The following is a 17,644-nucleotide window of genomic DNA, read 5'->3' as shown; positions in this document are numbered from 1 at the left end:
TCCCGGGTTTTTCAACCTGATACGCCTTAATCTTTTTGAAAACGGAAATTAATCCCTTGGCTATTGGTATTTTATTGGTATTATCCGCCCGGAGGAGACATCGCGTGAAATTCGTGCTCGGTATCGACGGCGGCGGCACCAGCTGCAGGGCAGCCCTTGCGACAGGCGATGGCGTTGTCATTGGCCGTGCCAAAAGCGGCGCCGCCAACATCCGCACCGATCTCACCGGCGCTCGCACCCACATCGTCGAGGCTGCTCGTCAGGCCTTCATCGCCGCCGGGCAAGATCCGGACCTGATCCCGCAGACACCAGCCATTCTCGGCCTTGCCGGCGCCAATGTCGGCACCTACCGCCAGCAGCTTGAAGCAATCCTGCCGTTCAGCATCAGCCGCGTCGAGACGGACGCCGAGATCGCGCTCGAAGGGGCAGTCGGCTCTGGTGACGGCGCCATGGCCATCCTCGGCACCGGCACCGCCTATATGGCGCGCAAGGGCGGCAGGTCGCGCGCCATCGGCGGCTGGGGCTTTCAGGTCGGTGATCAAGGCAGCGGCGCCCGGATCGGCCGCGACCTGCTGGAGCAGACGCTGCTCGCCCATGACGGCGTCCGGCCGCGCTCAGCCCTGACCGACAGCATGATGGCCATTTTCCGCAACAATCCCGAAGACGTGGTCGAGTTCACCACCAATGCCAAGCCCGGCGATTTCGGCGGCTTCGCGCCCAAGGTTTTCGAGCATGCCGAGAAGGGCGACAGCGTCGCCAACTGGATCGTGGACAAGTCGGTTGCCGATGTCGAGGCGTCGCTCCACGCGCTCGACCTCTCTGATGACGCCCCGCTCTGCCTGCTCGGCGGGCTGGCGCCGCTCTATGGGCCGCGCCTTTCCCAGCGCTACCAGGCGCTGCTGAAAGCGCCGCTCGACGATGCCCTGGGCGGCGCCGTGCAGATGGCGGCCCGCATCTTCGTCAAAGCGGAGGCGACGCGATGAGCGATGCCGCCGACCAGATCTTCGCCACGCTGAGGCAGTCGTCGCAGAGCGGCGCCCCGCTCTACCTGCAGCTCAGGAAAAGCATCGAGGACGCCGTCAATCGCGGCCTGATCGGGCCGGGCGATGCGCTGCCTTCCGAGCGCGACATCGCCACCAAGGCCGACATTTCGCGCGTCACCGTCCGCAAGGCGGTGCAGGACCTAGTCAAGGGCGGCATCCTCGTGCAGCGCCACGGCTCCGGCACCTTCGTGGCGCCGCGCATGGAGCGCGTCGAGCAGTCGCTGTCCAGGCTCACTTCATTCACCGAGGACATGGCAAGGCGCGGCATGGCGGTGCGTTCAGCCTGGCTCGACCGCGACCTCTACCCGCCCTCGCCCGACGAGATGATGGTGCTCGGCCTGTCCTCGAACGAGCTGGTGGCGCGCGTGGCGCGCCTGCGCATCGCAAACGACACGCCGCTGGCCATCGAGCGCGCCTCGTTGTCGGCCAGCGTGCTGCCGGATCCGGCCGGGATAGGCTCGTCACTCTATGCGGCGCTGCAACTGACCGGCAACCGGCCGGTGCGGGCGGTGCAGCGCATTTCCGCCGCCAATCTCGGCGACGCCGATGCGCGTCTGCTCGAAGTGCCATCCGGCATTGCCGGCCTGCACATCGAACGCATTTCCTATCTCGCGAGCGGCAAGGTGATCGAGTTCACCCGCTCCATCTACCGCGGCGACGCCTATGATTTCGTCGCCGAACTGCGCCTGACAGGGCCGAGCGAAGAGGGCCGACCATGATCCCCAAGACCACCCATATGCGGCGCGAGATCGACGAAATTCCGCAAGCCGTCGCGCGTCTGCTCGATGGCTCGGCGGCGGTGCTGACCGAGGCCGGACGCGGCATTCGCGAGCGCGATCCGAGCTTCGTCGTTACCGTCGCGCGCGGTTCGTCCGACCATGCCGCCACCTTCATGAAATATGCCGTCGAACTGACCGCCGGCCTGGCCGTGGCATCGGTCGGTCCGTCGATCGCCTCGATCTACGGCGCCAAGCTCAAGCTCGCCGGTTCCGCTTGCCTCGCCATCTCGCAATCCGGCAAGAGCCCTGACATCGTCACCATGGCCGAGACGGCACGGGCCGGCGGTGCGCTCACCGTCGCCATCACCAACACCGCCGATTCGCCGCTGGCGCGGGCTTCGGATTTTGCCATCGACATTCTGGCCGGCCCCGAGCGCAGCGTCGCGGCGACCAAGACATTCGTCAATTCGGCGGTCGCCGGCCTGGCGCTGATGGCGCATTGCACCGGCGACGACAGACTGCTGGCCGCCCTTGCCCGCCTGCCCGAGCATTTCAGCAAGGCGATCGCCTGCGACTGGATGGCGCTGGCCGGCGCGTTGGAGACGCCGCAATCGCTGTTCATCCTCGGCCGTGGCCCGTCGGCAGCGATGGCCGACGAGGCGGCGCTGAAATTCAAAGAGACCTGCGGCATGCATGCCGAGGCCTACAGTGCAGCCGAAGTCATGCACGGCCCGCTGGCGCTGGTCGGGCCAGGCTTCCCGGTGCTGGCGCTCGCCGCCCGCGATGCCTCCGAGCCGTCCGTGGCAGAGGCTGCCGACAACCTTGCCGGCAAGGGTGCAGCAGTTTTTGTAACCTCGGACAAAGCCAAGAGCGCGGCGCGGCTGCCGCATGTCGCCACCGGTCATCCCTTGACCGACCCGCTGACGCTGATCGTCTCCTTCTACGGCTTCGTCGAAGCCTTCGCCCGCCATCGCGGCCTCGATCCGGATGTACCGCGCAATCTGCGCAAGGTGACGGAAACCGTATGAGCGACCGTTTTGCCCTGACTGGCGCCCGAATTTTCGATGGCGACGACTGGCATGACAACGCCGCCCTTGTCGTGCACGGCAAGGTGGTCGAAGGCATTCATCCCGTCGGCGCCATTCCGTCGGGCGTTGCCCGCATCGACGCCGGGGGCGGCATGCTGGTGCCGGGTTTTGTCGACCTGCAGGTCAATGGCGGCGGCGGCGTCATGCTCAACGACCATCCCGATGTCGCCTCGCTGGCAACAATCTGCCGGGCGCATGCGCCGTTCGGCACGACCGCACTGCTGCCGACGCTGATCACAGATACGCCTGACATCATCGCCGCCGCCATTGCCGCCGGCACCGGGGCGGCACGGCAAAAACTGCTGGGATTTCTCGGCCTGCATCTCGAAGGGCCGCATCTCTCCGTCGCCCGCAAGGGCGCGCATGAACCGGCGCTGATCCGGCCGATGACGGATGCGGATGAAGCGGCGCTGGTCGCGGCACGCAAAAACCTGCCGGTGCTGCTGACGACGATAGCGCCTGAATCCGTCGAGCCTGCCCGCGTTGCGGCCTTGGCCAAGGCCGGTGTGATTGTCAGCCTCGGCCATTCCGACACCGGCTACGCCACGGCCAGAGCCTTTGCCGATGCCGGCGCCAGCGTGGTCACACATCTGTTCAACGCCATGAGCCAGATCGGCAACCGTGAGCCGGGGCTGGCGGGTGCGGCCATCGACATAGGCAGTCTGTCGGCCGGGATCATCGCCGACGGCATCCATGTCGATCCCGCCACCATGGCAATCGCGCTGCGCGCCAAGCAGGGGCCGGGCAGGATCGTGCTGGTCACCGACGCCATGGCGACGATCGGCACCGACATGACGTCGTTCACCCTCAACGGCCGCATCATCTATCGCAAGGATGGCAGTCTGCGGCTGGCCGACGGCACGCTGGCCGGCGCCGATCTCGATATGATCTCGGCCGTCCGCTACATGCACAGGATCGTCGGGCTGGACCTGTCGGAAGCGTTGCGCATGGCCTCGCTCTATCCGGCGCAGGCGGTCGGCCAGGCCCACCGGCTCGGCCGCTTCGCCAATGGCACGGCTGCCGATATCGTCGCTCTGTCGGACGCCCTCGACGTCAACGGCGTCTGGATCGGCGGCGACAAGGTTTTTGCAGGCGCGGACAGTCCGCGCTAAAGTCCACCCATGCATGATGTCGACTGCGTTGTCGCCGGAGCCGGTGTTGTCGGCCTCGCCATTGCCCGCGCGCTGGCGCTGTCGGGCCGCGAGGTGCTGGTGGTCGAGAAGGCCGCAGCCATCGGCACCGGCACCAGTTCGCGCAATTCGGAAGTCATCCATGCGGGGCTTCATTATACGCCGGGCAGCCTGAAGGCCCGTCTCTGCGTCAACGGCCGCGAGCGTCTCTATGCCTATTGCCGCGAGCACGACGTCGCCCATCATCGCACCGGCAAACTGATCGTTGCCGTCGAACCCGACCAGTTGGACAAACTGCAGGCGATCCAGATCAACGCGGCGCAATGCGGAGTCGGTGACCTCAAGCTTTTGACGCGCGCAGAGGCCGAAAGCCTGGAACCGGCGCTGAGCTGCGCCGGCGCGCTGCTGTCGCCGTCGACCGGCATCGTCGACAGCCAGGCGCTGATGCTGTCATTGCGTGGAGACGCGGAAGCGGCCGGCGCATCTTTCGCCTTGCTCACCGTTGTCTCAGGCGCGAGCATCGAAGCCGACGGCATCCGGATCGACACGCGCGACGCCGATGGCGAGGGTTTCACCTTGAAGACCGGCGCCTTCATCAACGCCGCCGGCCTCGACGCGCAGGCGCTCGCCGGCCGCATCGAAGGCCTCCCGCAAGACCGTGTTCCGCCGCTGTGGCTGGCGCGCGGCAATTATTTCGCGCTTTCCGGCCGCTCGCCCTTTTCGCGGCTGATCTATCCGGTGCCGGTCCATGGCGGCCTCGGCGTGCACCTGACCCTCGACATGTCGGGGAGCGCGCGCTTTGGCCCGGATGTCGAATGGATCGATCGCGTCGACTATACCGTCGATCCCGGACGAGGCGCTGCCTTCTACGACGAAATCAGGCGCTACTGGTCCGGCCTGGCGGACGGCGCCCTGCAACCGGCCTATGCCGGCGTCAGGCCGAAACTGTCCGGTCCGGGCCAGCCGGCCGCCGACTTCGTCATCCAGGGACCGGCTGATCACGGGGGCGGTCAGATCGTCAATCTGTTCGGCATCGAGAGCCCTGGCCTTACCGCCAGCCTCGCCATGGCAGAACATGTCGTTGGGCTTTTATATCCGCAATGACGGACGTTTCCTGAAACGTCGGGCAGGCGCATACCATGAAACCTTTTGATATGAAGGTCGTTGTCGGGGCATATGTCCGAGGCAAAACCCAAATCGGAACCGGCCGACGGCATCGAAGCGCGCGATGCCCCGAAGTCGCGCCGGGAAAAGCCGTCACCGCAAACGCGCGGAGATGGACCGCGCGAGGACACGCCGCGCGAGAAAAAAGCATCGACAGTAGAAGCCGCCTCCGAGCCCGTTGGCGAGGCTGCGCCGCCGCCGGATGCCGTCGAACCCGATCCCAAGCTGACGCCTGAGCAGGCCGAGCAGGCGCGCAAGAAATATCTGCTGCGGCGTTTCTGGATCAGCGGGCGCGGCTATTGGGGGAGGCATGGCGACAAGCTCGCCTGGCCTTTGACGATCGGAGTGCTGCTGCTGATCTGCATCAACATCGGTTTCCAGTATGGCATCAATGTCTGGAACCGCTCGATGTTCGATGCCCTCGAGCAGCGCAACGCCCGCACGGTCTATCTCCTCAGCGCCGTATTCGTGCCGCTGGTGATCTGCAGCGGCAGCCTTGTCGTCGCGCAGGTCTACCTGCGCATGACGATCCAGCGCCGCTGGCGTTCCTGGCTGACCACNTCGCGCGCTGGCTGGCAAACGGCCGCTACTACCAGCTGAACCTCGTGGGCGGCGACCACCAGAACCCCGAGGCCCGCATGACCGAGGACCTGCGCATCGCCGCCGAGTCGCCGGTCGATTTCACCGCCGGCGTCCTCAACGCGTTCCTGTCGGCCTCGACCTTTATCGTCGTGCTGTGGACCATCGGCGGCGCGCTCACCCTGCCGATCGGCGGCGAGAGCATCACCATTCCCGGCTTTCTGGTCATCACCGCGATCATCTATGCCGCCATCACCTCGACCTCGATGGTGGTCATCGGCCGCGATTTCGTCCAGCTCTCCGAGCGGAAGAACCAGGCGGAGGCCGAACTGCGTTACACGCTGACGCGCGTGCGCGAAAACGGCGAGAGCATCGCCTTGCTGGGAGGCGAGGACGAGGAGCGCAGCGGCATCGACAGAAATTTCGGCCACGTGCTGAGGCAATGGGCTCTGCTGACCGGACAGCACATGCGCACGGCGGCGGTGTCGCAGGGATCGAGCCTGTTTGCGCCGGTCGTGCCGATCCTTTTGTGCGCGCCAAAATTCCTCGAAGGCTCGATGACGCTTGGCGAGGTGATGCAGGCGGCGTCTGCCTTTGGCATCGTGCAAGGCGCGTTCGGCTGGCTGGTCGACAACTATCCGCGCCTCGCCGACTGGAACGCCTCCGCGCGGCGCATTGCCTCGCTGATGATGTCGCTAGACGGGCTCGAGCGCGCCGAGCAGAGCGATGCGCTCGGACGCATCAACCGAGGCGAAGCCGAAGACGGCGCCATCCTCAGCCTCGACAATCTTTCCGTGACACTCGACGACGGCACCTCCGTGGTCAAGGAAACCGAGGTCGTGATCGAGCCGGGCGAGCGGGTGCTGGTTTCAGGCGAATCCGGTTCAGGCAAGTCGACGCTGGTGCGGGCCGTCGCGGGCCTGTGGCCATGGGGCGGCGGCAGCGTCAATTTCCACACCGACAGGCGCCTGTTCATGCTGCCGCAACGCCCCTACATCCCTTCCGGAACGCTTCGCCGCGCGGTCGCCTATCCCGCGGCGGCGGACAAGTGGACCATCAAGCAAATCAAGGCTGCCCTCGACAAGGTGGGGCTTGGCTATCTCACCGGCAGGATCAAGGAAGAGGCGCCATGGGACCAGACGCTGTCGGGCGGCGAAAAGCAACGCCTCGCCTTCGCGCGCCTGCTGCTGCATCGCCCCGATATCGTGGTGCTGGATGAAGCGACTTCGGCGCTCGACGAGAAGAGCCAGGACACGATGATGTTGACGGTGATCCGCGAACTGCCTGACGTCACCATCATCAGCGTGGCGCATCGTGCGGAGCTCGAAGCCTTCCACAGCCGCAAGATCACCCTGGAGCGGCGGGAGGGCGGCGCCAAGCTCGTCAGCGACGTCGACCTCATCCCGCGCAAGCGCAAACGCAGCCTGCTGAACCGGGCTCTGTGGGGCTCCAGCACTCGGGTGAAAAGGCCCCGCAGGTAAAAGGCGCCACTGCCGAACCGCGAACAGACGCCCAGGCGAAGCGCTTGGGCAAAGACATTAGCCGGCTATGGATTAGCCGTAGAGACCCTTGTAGGTCTCGCGCAGCAGGTTCTTCTGCACCTTGCCCATCGTGTTGCGCGGCAGCTCATCGACGAAGATCACCTGCTTCGGGTGCTTGTATTTGGCCAGCTGGCCGGCAATGGCGCCAACGATCTCGGCCCCGGTGATCTGCGATGCCGGCGCCCGCACCACGACAGCGGTGACGCCTTCGCCGAAATCGGGATGGGCAATTCCGATGACGGCACTTTCCAAGACGCCGGCAACGGCGTCGATCTCGCTCTCGATCTCCTTGGGATAGATGTTGTAGCCGCCGGAGATAATGAGATCCTTGCCGCGGCCGACGATGTGGACGTAGCCGTCCGCGTCGATGATGCCGAGGTCGCCGGTGATGAAGAAGCCGTCCTTGCGAAACTCCGCCTTGGTTTTTTCCGGCATGCGCCAATAGCCGGAAAAGACATTCGGACCTTTGACCTCGATCATGCCGACTTCACCCTGGCCAAGCGCATCGCCGCTGTCAGGGTCGGCGATGCGCAGCGAAACGCCGGGCAGCGGGAAGCCGACCGTGCCGGCCCGACGCTCGCCCTCATAGGGGTTCGACGTGTTCATGTTGGTCTCGGTCATGCCGTAGCGCTCGAGAATGGCGTGGCCGGTGCGCTCGCGCCAGGCCTTGTGCGTTTCGGCGAGCAGCGGCGCCGAGCCGGAAACGAACAGGCGGATGTTCTTCGCCGCCTGGGCATCCAGCCCGTCCTGCTGCAGGAGCCTGGTATAGAAGGTCGGCACGCCCATCAGCACTGTCGCGCGCGGCAAGAGCGAGACGATGCGGGCGCCGTCGAACTTCTGCTCGAACAGCATCGAGGCGCCGGCCATCAGGGTGACGTTGGTGGCGACGAACAGGCCATGCGTGTGGAAGATCGGCAGGGCATGGATCAGCACGTCATCCCCGGTGAAACGCCATTGCTCGACCAGCACGCGCGCATTGGAGGCCAGGTTTTCATGGCTGAGCATGGCGCCCTTGGAGCGTCCGGTGGTGCCGGATGTGTAAAGGATTGCGGCCAGATCGTCCGGCCCGCGCGCCACGGCGTCGAAATCCGTGGGCTGTTGTGCCGCCAGTGCGGTCAGCGAGCCCTCACCATTGCTGCCAAGCGTGACGGTGGCAGCACCCGACGCCTGCGCCAACGGCGCGATAGCGCCGGCGCGGGCCGGGTCGCAGACGACCAGCCGCGGCTCGGCATCCCCGAAGAAATAGCCGAGTTCGGCCAGCGTGTAGGCGGTGTTGAGCGGCAGGAAGACCGCGCCGGCCCGCAGGCAGGCGAGGTAAAGGAAAATGCATTCGGGGGTTTTTTCGACCTGCACGGCAACGCGGTCGCCCGGCTCGACGCCGAAATGCCTCAGCGCATGTGCCAGCTGTGCCGATTGCGCCAACATGTCGCCATAGGCGATCGCGCGTCCGTCATCGGTCGCCATCAGGATGCGCTCGGAGGCTGAAATCCGGCTGCGGAACGCGTCGAACAGGTGATTGGTCATGCGCCTTCCCTAGAGCATGATGCCGAAAAGTGTGAAGCGGTTTTCGGAGGACATGCTCTACCCTTTGATTTAGCCGGATGATTTCAGGTCGATTCGGCCTGAAATCATCCGGCTCCAGCGCATGGCCTTGGAACAAAGGAAACGATTTCGCCTCCGTCCGGCAAAAACGTGAAATCGGGTTTGCCGCCGATCAGATGAAGGCAAGCGGACTTGGATAGCTGGCGGATTTTGGATAGCGGACCGGAAGCGCTTCTATCTGCGGCTGCGCAGCGCCTTGGTGGCGCTCACGCTTGGATCGCCGCTGTCGTTGAAGCGCTCCATGCACATGGCTGCCGTCAGACGGTAGTGGCTGAGGAGGGCTTCAACGGCGCCATCGGCATCGCCATCCACCGTGCGCTCCGCAATCAGCCGATGTTCACTGATTTCGTCGCGCTCGCTGCCGTCCTGGGAGATCAGCCGGTAACGGGAGGCCTGATCCGAAAGCTGGTCGCAAAAGCCGGTCAGCCAATGCGAGCGGCAGCCTGCGATCAGTGCCCGATGGAAGGCGCGGTGCAGCTTTTCCCATTCCGGATTGTTCGAGGACGGATCCTCCGGCAAGCGGCGCGGGGCACGCGCCAGGCGATGCAAGGCCAGCACGAGCTGCTCTTCCCATTCGCCGGTGCGGTTGGCAATGGATTCACGCAGCGCCCGCTCTTCCAGCCAGCAGCGGGTGCGCGTCAATTCCTCGAGTTCCGGGGCACTGACCGGCATGATGAAGAAACCGCGCTGGTCGTGGCGGCCGAGCAGGCCTTCCGAAGCAAGTCGGTTGAGGGCCTCGCGAACCGGTGAGGCGCCGGCGCCGTAACGGGAAACCACCCATTCGACACGAAGCTTGCTTTCACTTTCAAACACGCCGCGCAGGAGATCGTCGCGAAGCTGTTGATAGACCGTACTAGCGAGTGTGCTCTTGGGTCCCGCGCCTTCGCTCACATCGGCAGATCCGTAGGTCAATACGACTCCTGTAGCTCTCCCATGCTCCGCTAGCCCGTTCGCGAAGCAAACGATTTCCCCTGTAAATTTACTGTAACTCCTAAGGCATCCGCCCCTCAAGCGAAAGATCACGATATTCGACTTAAAGAGGAAGGTTGACCGCATCTTATCCGCCGGAAGTAACTAAAATCGTGGAAAACTTGTTCTTCTGAAGAAAGTTTGTCTGCCAGCATGGCAGGTGCCCTCGAGAAACAGCTTCGAGATCCCGAATACGGATAATTTTTTCTTAACGCGCGTCATGCCGCCGGATTGACCTCTCCCCGCATGCAGATCCCTTCGGCAGTTATCCACTAGATTTATGGGCCAAAACTAGTGCCGGATGCCGCGATCCTGTCGCTTGCCGCGATGCCCTTGCGGCTGCCACCCGTTGACGGCTTTTTGGGAGATCGAAGGATCAGGCAGGGAGATCAGGCCGAGGAGAACCGACCAGCCGGGAACTTGCCCTGGAACTGATGTCAGCCGGCAGCCCGGTCGGCCGCGGTTCGGATGGCTTCTATATTGGCCCGGTAGGCTTCGACGCTGCCGCCCTTGAAGATGGCGGCGCCCGCCACCAGCACATCGGCGCCGGCTGATGTGACCAGAGGGGCGGTTTCCGGCGACACGCCGCCGTCGATCTCGATGCGAATCGGCCGGTTTCCGATCAGCGCTTTCACCCGCTTGACCTTGTCGACCATGGCCGGGATGAAGGCCTGCCCGCCGAAACCCGGATTGACGGTCATGATCAGGATCAGGTCAAGCCGGTCGAGCACATATTCGATCGCACTTTCCGGCGTCGCCGGATTAAGCGATACGCCGGCCTTCTTGCCGAGACCCTTGATGGTCTGAAGCGAGCGGTCGAGATGCGGTCCGGCCTCGGCATGCACGGTCATGCCGTCGCAGCCGGCATCGGCAAAGGCGGCCAGATAAGGATCGGCCGGCGCAATCATCAGATGGCAGTCGAAGAAGGCCTTGGTGCGGTTGCGGATGGCCTTGATCACCGGCGGGCCGAAGGTGATGTTGGGCACGAAATGCCCGTCCATCACGTCGAGATGGATCCAGTCGGCGCCGGCCGCCGCCACCGCCTCGACCTCGTCGCCGAGCTTCGAGAAATCCGACGCCAGCACCGATGGCGCGATCAGGGTCTTCCTGCTCATGATGCGGCCCCTTTGGGCGCCCTGTTTGCGGGCGCGATCCAAACGTCTGCCTAGACCATGATCCCGAAAAGGGAAAGTCGGTATTTGTTGTGCTAGGAGCGGCCCGGCTGATGCCTTACCTGCTCGGCCTCGCTTCCGGTTATGGCCCAATTGGCGAAACAGAAAGGAGAGCTCAGAGGGAAAGACCGTCTCTTCCATGCTGACGTCGCTGGACGGCTTTATCGAGGGACCGTCGGGCGACAGCGGCTTGCTGGCGTCCGAGGAAGATTGCACCGGCATTTCAACGACGAGATGCGGCGGACCCCGATCGCGCTGACGAAAAAAACCCGCCGAATCGCTCCGGCGGGGTTCTGAATTTTGACTCGTGTCAGATCCTATGGCTTGAAGTTGGCCGCCGGATCCCTTTGCGGCTGTACCTGCGTCTGCGGCGTGCGCTTCGGTATGAACTGCTGAAGGACACCTGGATTGAGCAACAGGGTCGGGTCGAGCGACGGCTGCTGCCGGATGGCTCTGCAGTTCGGGAACCGACCAACGGTGCCTTCGGGGCAGCGCCGCCTGATGATCGGCACGCACTGGCCGCCGACCATCTGCGAGCCCGGGGCGCAGTCTCCCACCTGCGGCCTCGGCTTGCGGCATGCGCCGTCGATCACCTGGGTGCCGCGCGGGCAAACACACTCGCCGCGCTTGTTGTGCACCTGGCCGCGTATGTCGCACTGTTCCAGCACAGGCTTCTTCTGCCGGCAGGCATTGCCTTGCACCTCGGTACCCCGCGGGCAGACACAATTGCCATTGGCGTCGTGGACCTGGCCGCGGATCGAGCACTGCTCGGGCTTCGGCCGGATCGGCCGGCAGACCTTGCCCCTGACTTCTGTGCCGTCCGGGCAGACGCAATCGCCATTGGCGTTTTGGATCTGACCACGGATCGAGCACTGTTCAGGCTTTGGCCGGATCGGCCGGCAGGCTCCATTGCGCACCTCTGTCCCACGCGGGCAGACACAATCGCCATCGGCATCATGAACCTGGCCGCGTATGCTGCACTCCTGAGGCTTCTGCTTGTCGCGCACGCAGGCATTTGCCTGTCGGTCGAGATGCGTACCTTCCGGGCAGTAGCAGCCATTGCCGTCCGACGTCGGGACCGAACCGGGGATGGTGCAGCCAGGCTTGTCGGTCTTGATGCAAGCGCCGTTCTCAAGCTCGGTTCCGCGGGGGCAGACACAGCGTCCATCCTCGGTGCGGATCTGGCCCTTGAGCAGCACGCAGGGCCTTGGATCCTTTGGCTGGATGATGACGCCGCCGTCGGGCGAGCACTGGCCGTTGCGGAACGTCGTGCCTTCCGGACACACGCACCGACCGGCATCGTTCATGACGAACCCCGGCGAGCATTCCGTCTTCACCTCGCGCTTGATGGTGAAGGGATGGCAGGCATAGGCCTTGCCGCGATCGCCCTGGATATTGGTCAGGTCGCCGGGCAGTACGTCGCCGCCGCCTTGCACCCTGGTGTCGGGAGACAAGACCCCGACGCAGTTCCGGCCGCTGACGTTGCCCCGCAGATTGGCCAGGGGAGCGTCGGGAAGGACCACGGTGACCTTGTGCACATGGCTTTCCCCGGCGCCGAGCGTCAGGTTGGCAATGCAGGTCAACGGCAAGGTCGTCGGTTCGGGCGAGCAGCCGAAGGGCGGCTCGATCGAGGTGATCGCGACGCCTTGCAGCCGCCCCAGCCCGTCCACCCCGATCGCATCGCCGATGCGGACCGGACCGGAGAAGGCGGTCTGGCCATCATTGGTGATGGTGATCTCGAACGAGCAGGGTTGCCCGGGCTGGCACTCGGCATCGCCGGTCTTCTTGACGCTGATGGTGGACGTGCCGCCGCCCTTGGCGCAGGCCTGGCCGATAGGGTAGACGATATCGTCTCCAGGGGCCGGGCCATACGAGCCGCGTGCGCAGTTCTCGAACGCGCCATTGGCCGAGACCGTCACGTCGAAGTGCCTCGATGTTCCGGGAGTCATCACGGCGCCGGGAATCTGGCACGACAGCGCATTGGCCGGAACCGCTCCGCAGGCCCATTCCGCACCGTCGGGTGTGACGGTCTGGATCTGGACCGGCGCGCCACCCGATATCAGCGTGGCAGCATCGTTGACCCGCACCGGACCGGTGGGGGCAGAGGTGCCAAGGCTGATGACGGTGATGCGGCAGGAAACCACCGCCGCACCGGCGAGCGAGCCATTGCAGACCTTGGTGATGCGTAGGGTCGGCTTGCCGCCATTGGGATGACGGAAGCGTTCCTTGGCGCAGGCCTTGTTGTTGGTGAGGTCGACCTCACCGGGGACGGGCTTCAGCGCCGCGCAGTTCTCGACCGAATCCGACTGGTAGCCGGCCGGCATGACCGCCCTGACGACGATCGGCGTCGAGGCGCCCGGCATCAGCACGATGCCTGCATTGTCGCAGCGGAACTGGCCGGGACCGTTCGGTCCGCATGTCCAGGGCGGAGACGGGCCGAAGGTCGAAGAGGCCGGCGCGCCGCCCGGGTAATTGTCGATAACCGTCAGCGGCCCATTATAGGGGACGCTGCCATTGTTGATGATGTCGATCACGAAGTAGCAGATGCCGTCGGGTGTGCAGACCGGGATGCGGGCACGCTTCTTCAGGATCAGGTCGACCTTCTTGTCGACCGGGGGCCGGCAATCGCGGTCGCGGTCGCCACGCCGGCAGATCGGGATCGAGGCACAGCCGCGATCGTTCTGCTGGCTGCCGAACAGCGGCTTGCCGCTGGCGCCGTAATTATAGGTGGCGCAGTTGCGCAGCGCGCTGCCTTGCCAACCACCCGCCGGCTTGAAGCCGAGCTTGAGGTTGATGGAGGCCCCCGGATTGAGCGTGGTCACCGGATAGGTGCACGTCATCGGGGTCACGCCGGGCATGCATACCCAGGGCGGATTGGGCCCTGAATCCAGAGTCGAGCCGGCCGGCAGCGTCACCTCGTCGAGCACGATCTTGCCGTGATACGGCCCGTCGCCGACATTGGTGACCTTGATGGTGAAGTCGCAGCCGCCCCCCATTGTGCAACGCGTCACGTCGGCGCGTTTCTCGACCTTGAGGTCCGGTTCCTTGTCCTTGGGGGGACATCTCAAGTCACGCGGGATGACGATGTCGATGGTCTGCGTGCAGCATAGTCCCCAACCCTCCTTCGGGCCGGCATAGGTCTCGATGCCGGTGACGATGAGGTGGATGACGTCGCCGGGCGATGCACCGACGATCTTCCAGTTCAGCACACCGCCGCCCGCCGGCACCAATTGCGTGTCGGGGATGATGGTGATGCCTGGGGTCGTCGTCGATACCTGCACCCATTTTCCGCCCATCTCCGGGCCGACAGGCATGTGGTAGATGAACGCGCCGCCGCCTTGCACGCAATCGACCGTGCCGCGCTCCACCTTGAAACATTCCCGGTCGGGAGGCGGAGGCCGCTTGTCACAGTTGGTGAGGTCGATCTTGATCGAGGTCTTGGCCCCGGTCTTGTAGTCGCCGTCGTCGGGCTTGCCCGGATCCTGCGACGGGATGATGGCCCCCGTGCCGACGCCCGGCGTCACCTTGATCATGCCCTGGTTGTCGACGATGGTCGGCGAAGGAAACGCCGCATGGTCGATCTTGGCGGTGATCTTGAAATTGATGACGCGTTCATTGCCAGCCCCAGCGCCGTCGAGATCGGTGGTGGAAATCCGGAAATCGGAAACCGTTGCCGTATCGTTCGTATTAGCCGAGGTGCTGATTGTCGCACCCGGCAGCGGTCCGCCAGACGCATCCGTGCCGTCGCCGGACACGTTGACGTTGACGATCGCAAGACCGTGCGGAAGCTGATCCTTGAAGTCGAGTTGGAGTTTCTTCAGCCTGGCCGAAAAGCTTGGGTCGGCAAAGCCTTGCGAGTCGCCGCGCAGGCCAAAGCTCAGGGAGTAGACGACGTAGTCGCAGCTCCTCTGTGTGCCTGTTTTGGTGAAGAACGGCACGATCCGTTCCGGCCTCGGATTGACGATTTTTGAATTGTCGAGGTCGAGCCGCAGTTCCGGAGTGATCGGGACTGCATCTTCGGCGTGGCTTGCCACAGGGGTGAACATGGCGACCGCGATACCGGCCGCCATCAGCCAGCGCGCGCCGCGCCTGGCATATGACAGGGGTTTCATGATGGTCTCCATGACGTTGGATTGACTGCTGTTCGCGGTCGGGGAAAGTGCGAGATTTTTCATCTTCCCCTCCTCAACGTTCGCAGCTGACGGCTGGGGTTCTGAGCGGCAAAGTCATCTTGCAGCAAGGGTAGTAGCCACCCTTGTCCTTGTCGGACTGCCTGTAGAAGCAAAGTCCAACATCGACTCTGTCGCCCGGAGAATGGCCGGTGATGTCGACCGTGTAAGGCTTACCGGGAGCATGCGACTGGGGTGATGTCACCCCGACGCCTGGTGTCATGGACTGGACCTTGATCGAATCGCCGCCAAAGCCGGCATGGTCATGGAGATAGAGGTCGGCCTGGAGGCCGCGAGGCGTGCAGTAGAACTGAACATCCTCGACATCGATGCACGGAGGCAGATCGCCGGGCGGTGGGAAGCCCGGCGGATAGAACGGCGGCAGATAACCGCCTGGGATCTCTTCATAATAGCCGGCACGGCCGTCGCAGGGGTGCCAGACCTCGACGTCGCCGACATGGCCTTCCACTTCTGGGTCTTCGAAATAGCCGTCGAAGTCGACGAACCACGAGCCGAAAGGCGGCACGTTGGCCGGCTTGACCAACGGCGTCGGCGTGATCTGCACGCCGTGCACGGCAAGCGGCCCGCCGGCGGCGAGCTGGTCGGCAAGTGTCGGGTTGTCGCGCAGCTTGTCGCCGGTGTTGACCAGCGTGTCGGTGCACACGCCGGTGTCGAGATTGCCGTCGGCGTCATAGCCATATTGCAGGTCGAGCCCACCGGCCGACTGCCGGTTGCCTTGCGGGAAGCCGACTGCATATTCCTGCGGCTCTTCCACCCAGACCGATTCCGTCGCCGGATCGTCCGGGTTTTCGCGCCAGTAGCGGATGACCTCGCCCTTGCCGGAATCGGCGAACTGGCTGTAATCGTAGCGATTCTCGACCGGGCCGCGCTGCGCCAGATACATGAAGCCCTGGTTGTCGAAGGCGATGTCGGTGACGGCGTAGTCCTTGTCGGCCTTGACCGTCAGCTCCCAGCGCGGATCACCGGCAAAGCTGCCATCGCGGGCAATGCCAACCGACCAGATCTCGGCCTTTTCGCCGACCGAATAATAGAGCCGGCCGCCATGATAGGCGACGGACCAGACGCGGCGTTCGTCCTGCGTGTAGCCCCATGTGTCGGGGTCTTCCGAGTCGAAGGCAGCACCCTGTATGTCCATCACCGCACCGTCATCGGCGACGGGAGCCAGCCCATGCGCCGGCCGCCCGGCAACGCCGTGATCGAATGTGTCGATCAGCGTGCCGTTGGCATCGAGGCGGTGGATGAGGCCGGTGTCGAGATCGCTGGCGAAGAACTCGCGGTGATTGCTGTCGAAGCTGATGTCGCCGATGCCGGAACCGCTGTTGGTGTCAATGTCGGCGAATTTGGAGACCGCGCCGGTGATGCCGTCGATCTTCCAGATCGTGCCCGGACCGCCACCGCTTTCGGTGCCGAACTGGCCGTCCATGAAGACGGCGCCTGCGGTTCCGCGGCGCTGTCGCTCGGGCCGACCGTCGGCATCTTCGTCCGGGGTGACGATACGGATGCCGTGCAGCGAGGTAGCGCCGGCATAGAGGTTGGGGACGCCCGAGGGAACGCCGTCGCGCACACCGTCATCATAGGTGATGGCGAATACCTGGCCGATCTGTTCGGCCGTCACCTCGAAAGGCGGCGGCGTGTAGACGAGCTGGCCGGAAGCCGGTCCGCCGAGCGCCGAAACGTCGAAGACGCGCAAGGTGGCGCGCGTCGTGTCGATGAAGGTTTCGTCGACCGGGTCGACGCCGGGCGGCAGCCCCCCCCTTTCGGAATCGGCAGAGTCGAAATTGGGAATGACGGTGCCGGAAAATCCAGTGACCGCCATCGAGCCGGGATAGATGATCTGGGTTTCCTGCGCTTGGGCGGCTGTGCCCAACCAGAGCGCGGCGCTCAGCGCCAGGGCAAGCAAACCGCCGGCCAGATGGAGCGAACGGCGCAAACCGCCGCTTGGAGACGACATGGACGCGCCGCGATCGCAGGACATAAAACTCCCCCCGAAGTTTTCGGGAGGAACATCCGGTCCGGCCGCGCGAAACAGGGCAAGGCGCGGCGTTCCGGCACGTTCGTCCCTGATCGAATTGTCTGCTTTCCTCATCTTCACGATACGCCTGCTCCTGCGCAGGGTCAACGGAATCAGCCGAAAGCCCAGCGCATCGACTCCATCCCGAAGGCGGTGGTCGCGCTGAGCTTGCGTTGGTCCCGGAGACCGTGGAGCCTCTGGGGTCCTAGTCATGGGGGCATCCTTTCCGGCCCGCACCATGCGGCGCCTGGTCGTCAGTCGCAGGCTGAAGCGGAAAGGTTCATGCAAAACGGCGGCCGGGTCTGTCCGCCATTTCACAGAGGCGCGGCTAATTCCTTGTGTCAACTCAAGGTGGAAAACAGTCTTGGCGCGCGAAAGACCGGCCGGCTTACTTACCGTCAGTGCCGGCTTCTGCTAGCGTCTTCCCAACCCTGGG

General features: G+C 64.5%; 10 protein-coding genes and 1 pseudogene. 6 read left to right on the top strand and 5 right to left on the bottom strand.

The genetic code is table 11. The annotated features are described in order from the left end of the window. The first annotated feature begins 104 nt into the window (after positions 1-104). The 6 genes and pseudogenes from X733_RS143880 (at position 105) to X733_RS01000000166480 (ending at position 7,204) form a co-directional block, all read left to right on the top strand. Positions 105-983, top strand: a complete 879-nt coding sequence (locus tag X733_RS143880; RefSeq protein WP_023819484.1) for an N-acetylglucosamine kinase — start codon at positions 105-107, stop codon at positions 981-983. Beyond that, complete coding sequence (locus X733_RS143885) at positions 980-1,762, top strand: GntR family transcriptional regulator (RefSeq protein ID WP_023668847.1); 783 nt, start codon at positions 980-982, stop codon at positions 1,760-1,762. The genes X733_RS143880 and X733_RS143885 overlap by 4 nt, the downstream gene beginning before the upstream one ends. Then, on the top strand, positions 1,759-2,790 hold the full coding sequence (locus X733_RS143890) for an SIS domain-containing protein (RefSeq protein ID WP_023694234.1): 1,032 nt from the start codon (positions 1,759-1,761) through the stop codon (positions 2,788-2,790). The genes X733_RS143885 and X733_RS143890 overlap by 4 nt, the downstream gene beginning before the upstream one ends. Further along, positions 2,787-3,962: an N-acetylglucosamine-6-phosphate deacetylase gene (nagA, locus tag X733_RS143895; protein WP_023819483.1), complete on the top strand. Its 1,176-nt coding sequence runs from the start codon at positions 2,787-2,789 to the stop codon at positions 3,960-3,962. The genes X733_RS143890 and nagA overlap by 4 nt, the downstream gene beginning before the upstream one ends. A gap of 9 nt (positions 3,963-3,971) precedes the next feature. Beyond that, entirely contained in the window at positions 3,972-5,084 is a 1,113-nt protein-coding gene (locus X733_RS143900; RefSeq protein WP_023819482.1) for an NAD(P)/FAD-dependent oxidoreductase, read from the top strand. Positions 5,085-5,156: 72 nt separating this feature from the next. Further along, positions 5,157-7,204: pseudogene (locus tag X733_RS01000000166480) on the top strand (ATP-binding cassette domain-containing protein). A gap of 72 nt (positions 7,205-7,276) precedes the next feature. On the opposite strand, the gene X733_RS0135320 reads toward X733_RS01000000166480, so the two are convergent. The 5 genes from X733_RS0135320 to X733_RS143920 all read right to left on the bottom strand — a co-directional run bounded on the left by X733_RS0135320 (position 7,277) and on the right by X733_RS143920 (position 17,448). Further along, a complete protein-coding gene (locus X733_RS0135320; RefSeq protein ID WP_031193740.1) occupies positions 7,277-8,788 on the bottom strand; it encodes a malonyl-CoA synthase in 1,512 nt (503 codons plus the stop codon). A gap of 252 nt (positions 8,789-9,040) precedes the next feature. Beyond that, a complete protein-coding gene (locus tag X733_RS143905) occupies positions 9,041-9,778 on the bottom strand; it encodes a GntR family transcriptional regulator (protein ID WP_023819481.1) in 738 nt (245 codons plus the stop codon). Between the two features lie 494 nt (positions 9,779-10,272). After that, on the bottom strand, positions 10,273-10,950 hold the full coding sequence (gene rpe, locus X733_RS143910) for a ribulose-phosphate 3-epimerase (RefSeq protein ID WP_023684266.1): 678 nt from the start codon (positions 10,948-10,950) through the stop codon (positions 10,273-10,275). Between the two features lie 374 nt (positions 10,951-11,324). Continuing rightward, positions 11,325-15,182, bottom strand: coding sequence for a hypothetical protein (locus X733_RS143915; RefSeq protein ID WP_023819480.1), 3,858 nt, complete (start codon positions 15,180-15,182; stop codon positions 11,325-11,327). A 10-nt stretch (positions 15,183-15,192) separates the two neighbouring features. After that, positions 15,193-17,448: a hypothetical protein gene (locus X733_RS143920; RefSeq protein ID WP_031193739.1), complete on the bottom strand. Its 2,256-nt coding sequence runs from the start codon at positions 17,446-17,448 to the stop codon at positions 15,193-15,195. Between the last annotated feature and the right edge of the window lie 196 nt (positions 17,449-17,644).

This window comes from Mesorhizobium sp. L2C066B000, from assembly GCF_000502335.1.
Lineage (GTDB): Bacteria > Pseudomonadota > Alphaproteobacteria > Rhizobiales > Rhizobiaceae > Mesorhizobium.
This window is presented reverse-complemented; position numbering and strand designations above follow the sequence as displayed.

Bases quoted from the DNA above. Each gene is read 5' to 3' on its own strand.
- X733_RS143885 (WP_023668847.1), top strand. From the start codon at position 980: ATGAGCGATGCCGCCGACCAGATCTTCGCCACGCTGAGGCAGTCGTCG.
- X733_RS143890 (WP_023694234.1), top strand. From the start codon at position 1,759: ATGATCCCCAAGACCACCCATATGCGGCGCGAGATCGACGAAATTCCG.
- nagA (WP_023819483.1), top strand. From the start codon at position 2,787: ATGAGCGACCGTTTTGCCCTGACTGGCGCCCGAATTTTCGATGGCGAC.
- X733_RS143900 (WP_023819482.1), top strand. From the start codon at position 3,972: ATGCATGATGTCGACTGCGTTGTCGCCGGAGCCGGTGTTGTCGGCCTC.
- X733_RS0135320 (WP_031193740.1), bottom strand. From the start codon at position 8,788: ATGACCAATCACCTGTTCGACGCGTTCCGCAGCCGGATTTCAGCCTCC.
- rpe (WP_023684266.1), bottom strand. From the start codon at position 10,950: ATGAGCAGGAAGACCCTGATCGCGCCATCGGTGCTGGCGTCGGATTTC.
- X733_RS143915 (WP_023819480.1), bottom strand. From the start codon at position 15,182: ATGAAAAATCTCGCACTTTCCCCGACCGCGAACAGCAGTCAATCCAAC.
- X733_RS143920 (WP_031193739.1), bottom strand. From the start codon at position 17,448: ATGGTGCGGGCCGGAAAGGATGCCCCCATGACTAGGACCCCAGAGGCT.